The sequence below is a fragment of the Anaerospora hongkongensis genome (assembly GCF_004339805.1).
Classification (GTDB): Bacteria; Bacillota; Negativicutes; order Sporomusales; family DSM-15969; genus Anaerospora; species Anaerospora hongkongensis.
This window is the reverse complement of sequence record NZ_SLUI01000002.1, coordinates 154,030-168,591: the sequence shown is the minus strand read 5'-3', so window position 1 is coordinate 168,591 and position 14,562 is coordinate 154,030. Positions and strand designations below refer to the sequence as shown.

At 50.1% G+C, this 14,562-nt stretch carries 13 protein-coding genes and 3 riboswitches; of the genes, 12 read left to right on the top strand and 1 reads right to left on the bottom strand.

Features of this window, described 5'->3' with window-relative positions; genetic code table 11:
* Entirely contained in the window at positions 1-570 is a 570-nt protein-coding gene (locus EV210_RS03275) for a nitroreductase family protein (RefSeq protein ID WP_132075522.1), read from the bottom strand.
* A gap of 113 nt (positions 571-683) precedes the next feature.
* On the opposite strand from EV210_RS03275, the gene EV210_RS03270 reads away from it, so the two are divergent.
* The 12 genes from EV210_RS03270 (at position 684) to EV210_RS03215 (ending at position 14,435) form a co-directional block, all read left to right on the top strand.
* Complete coding sequence (locus EV210_RS03270; protein ID WP_207900638.1) at positions 684-1,595, top strand: MBL fold metallo-hydrolase; 912 nt, start codon at positions 684-686, stop codon at positions 1,593-1,595.
* A 118-nt stretch (positions 1,596-1,713) separates the two neighbouring features.
* Positions 1,714-2,181 (top strand): OmpH/Skp family outer membrane protein, encoded by a 468-nt coding sequence (locus tag EV210_RS03265; RefSeq protein ID WP_132075516.1) that lies wholly within the window; start codon positions 1,714-1,716, stop codon positions 2,179-2,181.
* Positions 2,182-2,319: 138 nt separating this feature from the next.
* Positions 2,320-2,502, top strand: a riboswitch (cobalamin riboswitch).
* A 140-nt stretch (positions 2,503-2,642) separates the two neighbouring features.
* Positions 2,643-2,815, top strand: a riboswitch (cobalamin riboswitch).
* Positions 2,816-3,191: 376 nt separating this feature from the next.
* Positions 3,192-3,372: riboswitch (cobalamin riboswitch) on the top strand.
* 197 nt (positions 3,373-3,569) lie between these two features.
* The gene (locus tag EV210_RS03260) at positions 3,570-4,013 is read left to right on the top strand and encodes an OmpH/Skp family outer membrane protein (protein ID WP_132075513.1); all 444 of its coding nucleotides are present in this window, start codon (positions 3,570-3,572) and stop codon (positions 4,011-4,013) included.
* A 200-nt stretch (positions 4,014-4,213) separates the two neighbouring features.
* The gene (locus EV210_RS03255) at positions 4,214-4,969 is read left to right on the top strand and encodes a hypothetical protein (protein ID WP_132075510.1); all 756 of its coding nucleotides are present in this window, start codon (positions 4,214-4,216) and stop codon (positions 4,967-4,969) included.
* Positions 4,970-5,009: 40 nt separating this feature from the next.
* Complete coding sequence (locus tag EV210_RS03250; RefSeq protein ID WP_132075507.1) at positions 5,010-5,603, top strand: hypothetical protein; 594 nt, start codon at positions 5,010-5,012, stop codon at positions 5,601-5,603.
* A gap of 74 nt (positions 5,604-5,677) precedes the next feature.
* Positions 5,678-10,084 (top strand): TonB-dependent receptor domain-containing protein, encoded by a 4,407-nt coding sequence (locus tag EV210_RS03245; RefSeq protein WP_132075504.1) that lies wholly within the window; start codon positions 5,678-5,680, stop codon positions 10,082-10,084.
* A gap of 56 nt (positions 10,085-10,140) precedes the next feature.
* Positions 10,141-10,734: a hypothetical protein gene (locus EV210_RS03240; RefSeq protein ID WP_132075501.1), complete on the top strand. Its 594-nt coding sequence runs from the start codon at positions 10,141-10,143 to the stop codon at positions 10,732-10,734.
* 157 nt (positions 10,735-10,891) lie between these two features.
* On the top strand, positions 10,892-11,791 hold the full coding sequence (locus EV210_RS03235) for a C1 family peptidase (RefSeq protein ID WP_132075498.1): 900 nt from the start codon (positions 10,892-10,894) through the stop codon (positions 11,789-11,791).
* Between the two features lie 117 nt (positions 11,792-11,908).
* Positions 11,909-12,280, top strand: coding sequence for a hypothetical protein (locus tag EV210_RS03230; RefSeq protein ID WP_132075495.1), 372 nt, complete (start codon positions 11,909-11,911; stop codon positions 12,278-12,280).
* A 41-nt stretch (positions 12,281-12,321) separates the two neighbouring features.
* A complete protein-coding gene (locus tag EV210_RS03225) occupies positions 12,322-13,365 on the top strand; it encodes a S8 family peptidase (RefSeq protein ID WP_279388473.1) in 1,044 nt (347 codons plus the stop codon).
* Complete coding sequence (locus EV210_RS03220; protein ID WP_132075491.1) at positions 13,362-13,952, top strand: hypothetical protein; 591 nt, start codon at positions 13,362-13,364, stop codon at positions 13,950-13,952. The genes EV210_RS03225 and EV210_RS03220 overlap by 4 nt, the downstream gene beginning before the upstream one ends.
* A gap of 60 nt (positions 13,953-14,012) precedes the next feature.
* On the top strand, positions 14,013-14,435 hold the full coding sequence (locus tag EV210_RS03215) for an energy transducer TonB (protein WP_132075488.1): 423 nt from the start codon (positions 14,013-14,015) through the stop codon (positions 14,433-14,435).
* Positions 14,436-14,562: the final 127 nt, after the last annotated feature.

The following is a 14,562-nucleotide window of genomic DNA, read 5'->3' as shown; positions in this document are numbered from 1 at the left end:
TTATTCCTGCCCCCATTCAGTAACTTCCTGCCAGGCTTTGCGGGACCGGGGCCAGGGAGCTTGAGCGGCATGACCAATGGCCACAGCGGCGACCAATTCGCTGCTGCGGTTCAGCCAGGCGCGGATTTCCCGCTCAGCATAAAAGATGTCACACATCCATAGTGTGCCAAGTCCAAAAGACTGGGCTGCCAAAAGCATATTCTGAACAGCTGCACCAATGGACTGTGTGTCAGTCAGCAGACGGTAATGATTATAATCGGCTTCTTCAGTAGAAAAGGCATTAAAGACAGCAAAAACGGCAGAAGCCTGCGTAATTGCCTTGATACTCAGTTCACAGCTGCCGATATCCAGTCCCTGCTCTTTGCGGTGCGCTGCGGCCTGAGCCATGATAGCAGCCAGCTCAGCTTTTCTGCTGCCTTGTAAAACTACGAAGCGCCAGGGCTGGCGGTTTTTTCCTGACGGTGCTTTCGTTGCCGACTCCAGAATTGCTTCGATGGTTTCCCGGGCTACCGGTCTGTTTTCATATTCGCGGATACTTCTTCTTGCCGTGATTGCTGTTAGAGTGTCCATTGTTTCCTCCTGATGCATGGCTTAGTTTGCTATTATTATAGCAAAGCGGGCAGGAAGTTTGAACAAGATTGCTTAATTGTAAGCGTAAAGCGATATGTTACAGGGAGATGAAAATGATATTTAGCATTGTCAGAGACCTGCTGAAAGGCAGTTCCATAACAAAGCCGGACAAGGTGCTGCCGGTAGTACCGGTGAACTTTCGTGTCCTTGAAGAACAGACCGGAGCTGCTATTACCTGGTTTGGCCACTCGACCGTATTTGTGCAGCTGGACGGCAAACGCATCCTGCTTGATCCGATTTTTGCCGACAGACCCTCGCCTTTCCCTTTGGTTGGCGGCAAACGCTTCAGCCGGGTTCTGCCCGCAGACCCTCAGAGTATGCCGGCCTTAGATGCAGTCATTATATCTCATGATCATTACGATCATTTGGATTACCGCTCCATTATGGGCCTGAAGGACAGAACCGGCGTGTTCTTTGTACCTTCCGGTGTAGCGCGGCGGCTGAAAAAGTGGGGGATCAGTCCCGCAAAAATCCGGGAATGTAAGTGGTGGGATGAAGAAGAACTGGCCGGGCTGAAGATTATTTGCACTCCGGCCCAGCATTTCTCGGGAAGAGGTTTATTTGACCGCAATACAACGCTGTGGAGCTCGTGGGCACTAAAAGGGCCTCAGTCGAGTATCTTTTTCAGCGGCGACGGCGGTTACGGCGCTCATTTTGCCGAGATCGGTTCTAAATACGGCCCTTTTGACCTGACGTTAATGGAATGCGGCCAGTATGACAAGCGATGGTCGGAAATCCACATGGCGCCGGAAGAAACCGTCCAGGCTCATGTTGACGTTAAAGGAAAGCTGTTGGTTCCCATTCACTGGGGAGCCTTCAGTCTGGCCTTTCACAGCTGGACCGATCCCATCGAACGGGTGACAACAGCTTCCCACGAGCGGGGAGTCGCGATTGCCACTCCTAAGATTGGTGAGCCCGTTATCCTTGGGGCAGCAGAGTATCCTGCCGCCAAATGGTGGGAGTAACGACGGGGAAAATGGTTTGACAAGGCGAGACAAGGAATGGTAGTATTTAGTTAATTTGGAGCAGAAAGCCCGAATGAAAATAGGATAATTGCCCTTGAGGGGCAGGAAAGCAGGCACTATGTTGAACCTGAAGAAACGTGTATCTGTTATCTTTATCGCAACCTTAATTCTTGCATTGGGAGTCATCGGCTGGGGGGCAATACAACCAGCAGCAGTATCCGCTGCCAAAGCACCGGCATCAACCATTGGGATAGTCGATTACGGCAAGCTCATTGATCAGCATCCTGATGCCGACAAAGCCGACGCGGCTTTAAAAGCAGAAAACGAACAAGCCAGACAAGAATATGAAAGCAAAGCCGCTTCCCTGAATGATCAGGAAAAGCAACAGCTAGGCAACCAGCTTAGCCAAAGAGTTGAAATGAAGCGTGAGCAATTGCTCGGTGACATCATGGACAAAGTCGATGCTGCCGTAAAAGCAGTAGCTGACGAAAAGGGCTTAAGCATTGTTGTTCACAAAAGCGCCATCGTTTCCGGCGGAGTGGACATTACCAATGATGTATTGGCTAAAGTGAAGAAAACGAAATAAAGTGTCAAGGCCGGAATGGGGAAATCCATATTCCGGCCTTTTTATTTCAAATTCTTTCTTTTTTGAAAATTGTTTGACAATATATTACAAAAAGTGGTATTATTAGGACAAGATTAGAAAAATGATAATAAGTTTAAAATTAAATATAAAGGTACAGGTGCCCGAAAGGGCCTAATAGAAAAGCCGGTTAAAGTCCGGCGCGGTCCCGCCACTGTAATGGGGAGCAAATCCAAGAAGTGCCACTGGAACATAACTGTTCTGGGAAGGTTTGGAGGAGCGACGATCCAGAGCCAGGAGAACTGCCTGTATAGCAATCACCATTTGACCTGCGAGCGATAGGGAAGGGGATTCTGATGCAGTATTGCATGTTATCTGGCAGACTTGCCGGAAAGTAAGAAGCCTTCCCAGGTGCTGACAGGGAAGGCTTCTTTTGTTTTCTACATAAATGCTCTGGCCTTACAAAATTTCATATGAAATCAGGTATCCGGCTTAGCCGGATTTAAAAGGGAAGTCCGGTGTAAATCCGGCGCTGTCTCGCAACTGTGAAGGAGAGCCATTTTTCTGTAAGCCTCTTACAAGGGAGAATTATGGCGATGATCCTAAGTCAGGGTACTGCCTGGTTTTGCGCATCCGTACAGCCTGCGATGTATAGGTCTGGGATTAAGAACACTTGCGTGCAAGGAATAGCTCTACGCTATATGATTGACTGCAGGCTTAGTTAAGGTAAGTTTTACTCACCTTTGGCCATTTGAGTTCTTAAACCGGCACCGGAAGCAGGCAGCTTTAGCAAAAGGTAAAGCGTCGATCTTTCCGCCGGACGGAAGGATTGACGCTTTTTTTGTTTTTAATCTTCGCTTGATCTGCGCTTGGCAGGGAGAAGATTAGGGAAGCTTTTGTAAGCTCTAGCCTTACAGGAAGCAATATATGAAAGATGAAAAGGAGGAAAAAAAGTACAAAATTATCGTCATAGGGTTATGAAGTCCTGCATAGGATGAAAAAGTAACAAACAACCGCATAGCGTTGGGAGAGGTGCCTTTCGGGGCTTAAAAGGGAAGACCGGTGTAAGACCGGCACGGTCCCGCCACTGTAACGGGGAGAGAACCGCAGCATGCCACTGAGACAAACTGTCTTGGGAAGGCGCGGCAAACGATGAACCGGAGTCAGGAGAACTGCCTATCCAGCAATCGCCTTTATTACCTGCGAGCGACAGGGAGGAGATTACGTAAAAACCAAGGCCCGGTTTGGGCCGGTTAGCGTAAGCGCTCCCAATATGGGAGTTTTTTTATTGCTATTATTATTGTTTATTAAGGATTATTTGCAAGGGGTTTGAGAGTACAAGCCTTGCTTGTACCTATAACACCATTATAAAAAGTAAGTTGAGGAAAAGAATGAAAACATTTACCGGAATCCTTTCACTGGTGGCAGCCGCATTATTCTTATGGGGGCTGCTTGCACCCGCTGAGGCGCTGGCCGCCAAGGCAAAAAACGAGCAAACCATTGGTTTCGTCAACAGGCAGCAGGTTTTCGCCGCTTATCCCGGGATTGAGGGACTTATGAACCGCATCCAGACCATGCGGGCCGAGGCGCAAAAAGACTATGACGCCAACGCCAAAGACCTGCCGGCGGCGGAAAAACAAGCGTACAGCGATAAGCTGTCCCGCCAGGAAGCCCAAAAGGAAGACGAGCTGATGAAACCAGTGGGAGACAAAATAGAGGCGTCCATTAAGGCCGTCGCTGAGGAAAAAGGACTGGCAGCAATTATCGACGCACAAGTTGTGATCTATGGCGGTATGGATATCACCGCCGATGTGGCAGCGAAAGTAAAACAATAAGCAGCAGCAGTGACGGCAGCTAACTGGCCTAACATTCTGCCCGGACGTGATAACGACGCCCGGACAGGCTGCGATAGGAAATGGGAACAAGGAGGTGAAGCTTTACCGTAGGCAGGCTACAATCTTGGCAGCGAGTTAGCTGCCGGGTTCGTTAGGTAAGGCGGTAAGCAAAACAAAAAAAGTAGAAAGAGGTGCTTAGTATGTCAACAGTAATTGCTACGTTTTACAATTTTGGAATAAGTCCTGCAGCAGGCCGAGTCAGATTAATTACCTCTTCTGGCTCTACACCGACAGTTGTCAGCGGTTCCGGTGTGAATCTTGCCAATACTGACCCTATCGCTTTTTACTTCAATGGCGGCAGCAGCACTGGTATTCGAGTATTGGTGGTAGAACGAGCATATGATCCAGTTACCTTTTTTCAATTACCTTGCGAAATTACTGTATATGATCCTAGTACGTGGGCAGTTACAGTAGCAAGGACTACTTATACCTATAGTGACAGTGCAGCTTTGCTTAATGTCTATAGTCTTACCTCACCTGGTGGTGTTAACGCTGGCACGCTTTTTGGTGCAGATTATTCTGCCGGCAGAGTGTTTAAATTTGTTCATGCGAAACCTAGCACAGTAGAAACCTTGACACTTGCTTCCGATTATTATGAGTTTGCGGCAACCGGATCTGGTGCTAACGCCTTTAGCGTTGATACGGTGTTTAATACCGAATCATCGGTAAATTATATTTACGCTGTAGCCCAGCAATATACAGTTTCCCCTGCCGGCAGCTCTGATCCGGCTGACTACACGTATTACAACAGCATTATCGTTAAGCTGACTGCTTCTAATTTAGCAGCCAGTCCGGTCGATGGGCCGGATGCAACCTTAGCACCGAATGTTTTCGAGCTTCAGCTTTATGACAGCAATCTCTACGTAACTGCTCTGGGGGGGGGCGCAATGGAATAACACCCCGATTAAATGGAACGAGGCATCCCGTATTCAACGGGTGGCTCTCGCCAACCTGACGGTAACCAATCTTGTCCGCCCGGCGAATTCTACGGAGACTGGTAAAACCGACGACAAATTTGATATCCGTTCTCTGGCTATTCTCTCCAATGGCGATGCCTATATTCTGACCGGTTCTTACAATGCATCTTTTGCTTATAGCGGGCGCTTGTGGCAGGCTGCAATTTCGGATTTGGATGCCGCTAGCAATGACCTCATATCGGATGTCGTGAATGTTGTCAACGTTCCTGTTACTATATCTTCCGTCTACGGCTACCTATGGGCCGTATTGCCGGCAGATGATATTAGCAAAGTTTGGGGCATGTTAGGTGTCGATCTTGGCATATATGATGCAAGCGGTATTGTTAGCGGTACAAGCGCCATTTCCGCTGGTACAGCGTCGCAATGGGGCGCTACCGGCAGCCCGTCATTTAATGCCGTTGCCTTGGCGATGCCATCCATTACGCGCCTGAAAGGGGCTGCGCCGGCTTCTATTAAATCGGTGCGTGGTTTTGTCCATCCGTTGTTGGCTTCCCGCGCCGGCGTGAGCCAGGAAGACTTTGATAAGTTTGTTAGTTCGTATCTAAGTAAGTAATGCTTAACTGCTCTTAGAAAAGGGGGCGGATTCTCCGCCCTCTTTTCTAGCTATGTTATGTAGGAGGAAGTTTTTTGCGTAGAAGTAAAAATCATAAAAAAAATAGGCAATGTCGCAATCATAAATTAGCTAAGAAAGCTTTAATTCTTTCTCTGGTGTTAACTTCCATATATTCCTATAATACTTGTACGCTTGCGTCCCCAAGTATTACCGGCGAAGTCGTTGATCAGATGAATTGGGGAGGAAACACAAATCAGGCAAGTCTAACCTTTACCGTTGATGAAGGTACAACTTTACGGACATACGGACGCTCTTCCCAGATACAAACTGGTTACAGGGCAACAATCATTCTTGGAAAGAATAGCACTTGGCGGCCACTAGAAGCTACGGATATCTCAAACACTTCCATGCCTTTTATCATGAACGATGGTGCTGCAATTGATTTAGCTTATAAGTATAGCGCCGATAATGGTTATACGGAAGAGAATGGTTATAACACATGGTCGACAATCGGAACCTCAGCCGGACGTAGATTGACGCTAAGAAATGGACAGTTTGGCGATAATCTTACCTTTCGGATTAATCTGGATACGAAAAATTCGTCGCTTAACCCAGATGGCACATGGTCTGCGAGTACTGGTTATACTGATTCAGTAATTTTGCGGACTCCTCAGCTGATTGATACGGCTGAAGATGCAACTTCTCATATTACGGTAGATTATACAATCCATAAAAATTTTGCCGGTTATGACTGGACAAATACTGCAACTCTTTCTCCACTGCTCAAGGGCAAGGTAGACGGGGTATTTCAGATTCTTTATTCTGATGTGCCTACAATGGATAAATTCATTGTTACTGGTTCTTCCCAGAATGATATTGACGCTGTCCTGAACAAGTACGTCATCTCAACAGAATTATTGGTAGATTCTTCGGACACTACAAGTAAAAATTACTCTGTCTACTGGTCAGCGCAACAACAAGAGTTTCTCTCCCAGGGAGCTTACTCTGCCGCCAACGCCGCCCTTTCGACCCGTAACCTGTGGCGCATTGAAGACGGCCTGTTCTGGAAACGCGGCGATGACCGGCGGTTCGCCAACCGCAGCATTGACCAGAACGATTTCAGTGACCGGGAAGGCGTGTGGGCCAATACCTGGCGAGGGAAATATAGCTATGACGGTATTCAGAACTCCAGCTTCGGCCAGACCTATAGCGGCATCCAGGTCGGATATGATAAGCTGCGGGACCGGGAACTGTTTGGCGGCAAGTTTTATACCGGACTATTCTTTAGCAAAATGACCTCCGATGCTGACTTTTATGCGCAAAATACCGGTGGCGCCGACTATAATAGCGGCAAAGGCGATTTGGACAGCGATGGACTAGGCGCATATATGCTCTGGGTAGGCAACAAAGGACACTATCTGGATACTACCGTGCGCTGGAGCAAAATCGGCAACGAATACACCTATACCGACTCTTTCGGCGACAGTTACAGAAAGGATTTTACCGCGAAAACCTACGGTCTCGGTGCTCGCTACGGCCTGCGCGTGGATAAAGGCAACGGCTGGTTTATAGAGCCGCAAATCGGCCTTTCCTACGGCGTCATGCGCTCCTTTGACTTCCGTCAGGATAACGGTCTAAAATATGCACAGGACAAAATGGACATGTTGATCGGTCGTGCCGGACTGTCCATCGGGAAGCGCTACGGGCAAGGCGATCACACTGGCGAAGCTTATTTCAAGCTGTCCGCCAACCATGACTTTATGGACGGCGGAAACGCTATGATGTACGCTATGCAGAACAGCACAAATCCAGACTTGGCGCAAAATGTGCTTGCCTCGCAAAAGGTGGACACCCTGGCCGGTAAGGATACCTGGTATGATGTGACGCTGGGCAGCAATTTCAAGCTGGGCGATAGCCGGAACGGCTGGCTGGAAGTCAATAAATCCTTTGGCGGCAAGGTGGATACGGACTGGCAGATAAACGGCGGTATTGCCTGGCATTGGGGCGGGCCGTCACGGGCGGACAAAGCAGTATACCGGAACCGGCAGGTGCCTGGCAGCTTCAGCATGAACCAAGCAGAAGCTGCTCCGCAGAGCGAAAGCAACCGGGAGAGTCTGCCGGTAACGGCAGCAGTAAAGGCTGGAGCAGTCACTGGTTCAGCGCAGGAGATTCCGGCAAGCGTTGCCGTTGAGCAAAATACTGCCTCCGGTTCTGACAGACAAATTACCAGCCGGTCGAATCTGAATACGTTCCCGAAAAGTGCTGATATAGGCTTGGGCGCAAGCAGTACACCTGACGGTACAGGCACAACTGGTGCGCTGCACTCCGGCGAGACTGGCGGGTTTACACTGGAGCCGGTTGTTGTCGAAGCAGCCCGTCCGGACTGGGAGAAAAAGCTGTCACCAGGTACTGTATCGGTCATTGAGGTGGCCAAGTATGAAGGCGAGCATAAGACGCTGGGCGACCTGCTGCAAACGGTGCCGGGTGTCTATATCGACAAGCTCTCCGGCGGCGGTACCGGCCACTACACGACAGTGCGCGTGCGCGGTTCAAGCGCCAGCCAGGTCAATATCTACATGGACGGTGTGCTGGTCAATACCGGCAGCGAACAGGCCGTAAACCTGGAAAATCTCAACATCGACAATGTGGAGCGCATCGAAGTTTACCGGGGCTATATTCCGGCCCGCTTTGCCGGTGCGGCTATGGGTGGGGCAATCAACATTGTGACGAAAAAACCGGATCAAACTGGCGGCAAGGTCAGTTATGGCCTGCGTTCGTTTGGCGGCCAGAAATTCAATCTGGAGACCACGGCCCCAGTTGGGGAAGGAAGTTTGTTGTTAGCGGTCAATCATGATGAGGCTACCGGTGACTTTAGGTACAATAAACATTTGACCCAGGACGATGTCACAAAATGGGAGATTATAAATGGCAAGACGTACCCTGTCGAAACCCTCCCAATGACCCGCTGGCGCCAGAATAATGGCTATGAAAACAACAACATCCTCGCCAAATGGCAGGACGACAACTGGTTTGTCAAGCTGAACTACATCAATAACAAGACACACACACCGCAAGCAGTCGGCTCTTATTTGGCAGATGTGCCGCAGCAATATTGGCCTAATTCCTTTGATAGTGCTCAACGGGCCATGTATGGCGGCACGGTGGATACGGAAAAAACAGAGCTGTCCTTTGGCCGTCGCCAACAAACCGGCAATGTGGAATGGGGCTGGAAGCTGGGTACTATCCATCAGGACAAACAGTCGTTATGGGCCAGATACGGGACTGGCCAGCGTGATTTCGTCTTTGGTACCAATACCTTCCGCAATGATACTTATAGCGCTTCCATGGACGGCACCTGGAAGATGGGTGAGCATCACCTGCTTGAATTCCTGGCGACAGGCACGAAGGAAACGATGAAGGTCAAGTTTGATGCCGATCAGTTTTCTAATCAGAATTGGAAAGACGACTTTGAAGCTGCGTTCCTGCCGAAATATGATATGAGCAATTATTATCTTCAACTGCAGGATACGATGAAGCTGGACGATACCGGCAGCCTGATCTTTACGCCTCTGGTGCGGGCGCAAAAGGCTAATATTGGTATTGAGGTTATGGAAGGGGAAGGATGGCTGTACAGCTATAACCTGGGCCTGAAGAAACAGCTGAATGACAAGTGGACCACCTGGGCCACCTATGGCACCTATCACCGGCTGCCAAGCTGGTACGAGGTGTTTGGCGACGGCGTCAACCTGGTGTCCAAATGGAAGGAATTTAACAGTGCGGCCAAATGGAGTCCGGAAACGTCGGCTGAGCATGGACAGAACTGGGACGTATCCGTTAACCGGAACGGCAAACTGCTCGGTACAGACAACGATACCACCGTGACCTATTTCCAGCGCGACTCGGAAAATCTGTTAACTACTGTCTTTAACCCGTTGACCGGCGCGACCTGGTACGCCAATTACGGTGCCGGCAAGATTCAGGGTGTTGAGCTTAGCAGTAAAATGCATTGGGAAAAAATTGACTTTACGTTAAGTACTACATGGCAGGACTCCTTAATCACCAAAGGGTATAAGGCTTATGACAATATGAGCAATGCCGCCTGGCAAGATCAGCCTTTCCCCTGGACGCCGGAGTGGTCGGTCAATGCGCGAGTGGATTATCGTTTCCCCGGCGATAAGTTCAGCGTCTTTGGCGAATACAATTGGACAGATAAACTTTATCAGTATAACAACACCGGCAAAGGTGCCTACTACGATGCATTGGGACTCTTTAATATCGGCATGAAATATAGCTTTAACAAGCAGTTTAAATTGATTGCCGGCATTAATGACGTTGCCAATAAAGGGCCTGACCAAATGCTGCAGTATCCTTATACAGAAGGGCCGAACGATCCGTATCCAACAATAGATAAAACCAAGAACAACGTTGCTTATCCACAGCAAGGCCGGACCTATTACATGACAGTAGAGTACACATTCTAATTACTTCCTGCGTCAGCTACCGCAGGGACAAATCACCGAAGGAGGAGTGACTAAGGATGAAGGCTAAGCGTAAGTTGTTGATTCTGAAAATGGATCTTCTCGATCAGATGCAGGAAATCGATACGATCAAAGAGGTGATTGCGCAGACGGCAGCAGGCTTGGTAGCAGTGAGTGTGGTTGACTGCAAAAAGCCAGAGGATATCATCACTGCTGTTACCGCCGCCAAGCCAGACTGGGTCCACATCGTTGGCCGCAGCGATGACCAAAAGCTGATTTTTTCCGGTGGCAGCGGCACGGAACCCTCCTGTGACCGCCTTTCTCTGGTGAAGAGTTCGCGTGAGGCAGCACCGGCGCTTACCCTGCTGACGCTGAACAGTAAGCTGGACAACCGGGATTTGTCCAATATGGGACAGCTCCAGGCCATGATTGGCATGGAAAATGGCTATAACCCTTTGGCTTCCCGCCTGTTTATGCCGCGCCTTTACGGCAATATCTGCCAGGGGATGCCGTTGGCGCTTGCTGCCAAAGCAGCCATCGACGATATGCAAGCAGAAGTAATTCAGCATGGCGGTATGCCGTCCATGTGCTTCAGCCACAGCATTGATCCGGAAAGCTTTACTTTTTTACCAAGAGAAGCTGCAATCAATTAGTAGCAGCCAGCAGAATAGCAGGCCGGGACAGTTGTCCGGGCCTGTTGTTTATCCCTAACCGCTAAAAAATAAAAGGGGACAGTCCCCTTTTATAAGAAGTTGCCTATACGGGGAATGCATGTGCCAGTAAAGGAAAAAAGCTAAAGGAGGTTTTCGTATGCATGCCCATGTGATTTTGCCGAATAACAGGGAAGTAGGGACAGGCTGGCGGCCGTCACTGCCTGATTTGCGGGATTACACTGAATGCCACCCCAATCTGCAGGAAACAATCAAACGCTTAGGGATTGACGATACTGTGCCACTGCCGGCAAAAGCAGACCTGCACCAATGGTGCAGCACACCGGTGCCAGATCAGGGTAACCTGGGGGCCTGCACCGCCCATGCAGCGGCGGCCATTATCGAATACTTTCAGAACCGGGCTTTCAATAAGCATTTTACTGCCTCGCGGCTCTTTATTTACAAGAATTCCCGCAACCTGCAGGGAATCACCGGGGATGAAGGCTCTTACATCCGGGATACCATGGGATCACTGGCCTTGTGCGGCGTACCGCCGGAACGGTACTGGCCGTATACCGATAAAACGCCGGATTTTGACAAAGAGCCGACTTCCTTTGTCTATGCGATTGCCGATAATTATGAAGCGCTGCAGTACTTCTGCCATGATCCCGCCGGAAATAACCTGGCTCCGGCCGATGTTCTATGCAGCGTAAAAAAATATTTGGCTGCCGGTGTGCCGGCGATGTTTGGCTTTTATGGCTTTCCTTCCTTTACCGCCGCCGACGTTCCCGGCGGCATTCCCGGTCCCGGTCCCAACGAACAGGCTGCCTGGGGCCATGCAGTGGCGGCTTTTGGCTATGATGATACCTTGAAAATAACAAACACCCAATATAATCAGGAAACTACGGGAGCCCTCTTAATCCGCAACTCCTGGGGCAGCACCTGGGGAAATGCCGGCTATGGCTGGCTGCCGTATGAATATGTACTGAATAAGCTAGCAACCGATTTTTGGTCACTGCTCAATATGGAGTGGATTGCCACCGATCAATTCGGGATGTGACCGCTGTGCTGGGACAATTCAAACCGCAGCTCGTCAGTCTGACCCTGGTTATCGTGCACAGAATTTGGGCTGATGAAGTCGCACCAAATTAAGATGACTGCGAAAGGAGGAAATACCTTGAAAAAGATCATCTATATTGCCATGCTTCTATGTTGCTTAAGTCTGGGAAATCTAGCTTTTGCGGCGGGAGAACAGCAGAAGGCGCAGGCCCCTGCCGATGCCGCAGCTACTAACCTCGTCGCAGGCTATACTGCAGCGAAAGAAAAGCTGCCGCCAGTCCCTGTACCGCCGGCTTCTCTGCAAGATGCCAAAGCTACTGCCGCCTACATCGCTGCTGTGGATGCCTATTTAAAAGCATCACAGAAGTATATAGACTCAGCAGGAAACGATGCGAATGCTATTATTAAGGAAAGAAACACCGCCATTGAAAGCGCCAATCAGGTTGTAGCCGACTATAACGCTTTTTTCAAGATCGAGGAGAAGAAATAACCCTGACGTGAGCTAGCGATGAGACTGGATACCGAAAAAGCATGCCCCCAAAAAAGGGGACAGTCCCCTTTTTTGTCTGCGTCTATAATGAAGGAGGGATTGACATGCGGGAAATGAAGCTGCTCCCTTTTGAAGTGAATGAAATCATGGAAAATACGGAAAAAATCCCCGAAGGGATTCAACTGATGAAGGCCCCGGCGGTCTGGGACGAAAGCAAGCGCGGTCAGGGCGTGGTGGTAGCTATTCTCGATACCGGCTGCCAGGTGAATCATCCTGATCTGAAGGACCGCATCATCGGCGGCCGCAATTTTACTACCGATGATTTTGAGCATCCCGATACCTACAATGACTACAATGGCCACGGCACTCATGTGGCGGGTACAATTGCCGCATCGGAAAATGCCCAGGGACTGGTGGGCATGGCCCCCCAGGTGAGCCTGCTCATCCTGAAGGTACTGGACCGTTACGGTAACGGCGGCTATGAGAATCTCATCAAAGCCATTGACTATGCCCTGGCCTGGCAGGGGCCGGCGGGACAGAAGGTACGGATTATGTCCATGTCACTAGGCGGTGATACCGATGATCCAGCGCTTCATGCGGCCATTGTCAAGGCGGTGGACAGCGGCGTGCTGGTTGTCTGCGCCGCCGGCAATACCGGTCAGGTCGAGTGCCAGTATCCGGGCGGCTATAACGAGGTAGTCGGCGTAGGAGCGGTGGATTTGCAGAAAAAGCTGGCCCCCTTCAGCACGATGAACAAAGAGATTGATGTGGTGGCACCGGGCGTAGATATTATCTCTACCTATCCTGACAACCGCTATGCCTCGCTGTCGGGAACCTCCATGGCAACACCCCACGTCGCCGGAGCGGCTGCGCTCATCATCAACCAGTGCGAGAAAGATTTTGAGCGTACACTGACCGAGTCGGAAATCTATGCTCAGCTCTGCAAGCGGACAAGTGCCTTAGGCTATAAAAAAATCAAGGAAGGCAACGGCTTTCTTGATTTGACGGTAGGTTATCAGATCGTGTTGAACCCGATGTGTTTAGAGGTTGCCGCTACTGCGGTCAAAGGAGAGGGAGCGGTATGAAAGCAAAACTGCTGCTGCTGCCGCTGGCTTTTCTCTTTTCCTTTCCCGCTTTTGGCTGCGCAGCGGACAGGCCGGCTAAGGCGGAACTGCCGGCCTCGTATTACTGCGCTTCGGCGAAACGAATTGCCGAAAGCTACGTGGTATTGATCAAAGAACACTACGCCGGCAGGGACAAGGATCAGCTGTATGATAATGCCCGGCTGAAATACGAGGCGGCAGCAGCTAAATTCTCCGGTGTACGGTCCACTATTGAACTGGAAGTAATCGGCGGCAGCCGGATTCCCAATGTAAACGATTCTCGCTATCAGGCAGTTGTGCTGGATGCCTTGCAGGCCTTTGACGAGTTCAGCGCGGTGGCACAGAAGATCGTGTCCTCCCCGGCGCTGCACAGCAGTGCCCAGGAAATCACTACCCAAAGCTTTGCCACTGTAATTACCGATATTTTTTCTTTTGTAACCAAATTTCAGGAGATCTGGGTGAAGCATGACCAAATCCGTGAGACAAGACTAAAGAAGCTCGACGAATGGATTGACCGGTATTATACCTGGCCCGGCTGGGAGGATATCGGCAAAAGCACCGGCGAATAGCAGGAAAGCTTGTCAGGCTGTGTCGAAGAAGTTGGAATACCAATAAGGAAGGTGTACGATATGAAGATGATTCGCTATACGAAAATACTGCTGGCTTGTCTGCTGCTGCTGGGACTGCCGTTTGCTGCCCTGGCGAAGGCAGATAGCAATGCCGTTCCGCCTAAACTGGTGACCCTGGCACCGATTGCCTTTACTGCGGAAATTACCGAGCAATATGCAGCGCAGGTGCTGCATGTAACACTCAGAGTCAACCTATCCGATGCCGGTGTGGTTCAGGATAATGTGCAAATTATCGAGAGTTCGGGGAGCGCACTAGTTGATCAGGCTGTCATCACTGCTGTGAAGGCCTCAACCTTCCAGCCCGCGTCCCGCGACGGTAAGGCAATGGCCAGCTCTATCTTGCTGCCGCTGCAGATTGAAGTTAAAAATGATGTACCACAGGAAGAGGTACCTGCCGGTGACGGACAGGCGGCAGCACAGTAGGGATAAAAGGAGTAAAAAATGCCAAATTTTAAGCCGCTAAGCTGGCAGAAGCGGAAGCAGCGGTCAAGAATAGCGGAGAATGGTTGTCTATTGAAGAGACAGAAAGAAGTTTAGGAGTGTAGCCGTG

Bases quoted from the DNA above. Each gene is read 5' to 3' on its own strand.
- EV210_RS03240 (WP_132075501.1), top strand. From the start codon at position 10,141: ATGAAGGCTAAGCGTAAGTTGTTGATTCTGAAAATGGATCTTCTCGAT.
- EV210_RS03215 (WP_132075488.1), top strand. From the start codon at position 14,013: ATGAAGATGATTCGCTATACGAAAATACTGCTGGCTTGTCTGCTGCTG.
- EV210_RS03255 (WP_132075510.1), top strand. From the start codon at position 4,214: ATGTCAACAGTAATTGCTACGTTTTACAATTTTGGAATAAGTCCTGCA.
- EV210_RS03270 (WP_207900638.1), top strand. From the start codon at position 684: ATGATATTTAGCATTGTCAGAGACCTGCTGAAAGGCAGTTCCATAACA.
- EV210_RS03260 (WP_132075513.1), top strand. From the start codon at position 3,570: ATGAAAACATTTACCGGAATCCTTTCACTGGTGGCAGCCGCATTATTC.
- EV210_RS03220 (WP_132075491.1), top strand. From the start codon at position 13,362: ATGAAAGCAAAACTGCTGCTGCTGCCGCTGGCTTTTCTCTTTTCCTTT.
- EV210_RS03275 (WP_132075522.1), bottom strand. From the start codon at position 570: ATGGACACTCTAACAGCAATCACGGCAAGAAGAAGTATCCGCGAATAT.
- EV210_RS03265 (WP_132075516.1), top strand. From the start codon at position 1,714: ATGTTGAACCTGAAGAAACGTGTATCTGTTATCTTTATCGCAACCTTA.
- EV210_RS03235 (WP_132075498.1), top strand. From the start codon at position 10,892: ATGCATGCCCATGTGATTTTGCCGAATAACAGGGAAGTAGGGACAGGC.
- EV210_RS03225 (WP_279388473.1), top strand. From the start codon at position 12,322: ATGCCCCCAAAAAAGGGGACAGTCCCCTTTTTTGTCTGCGTCTATAAT.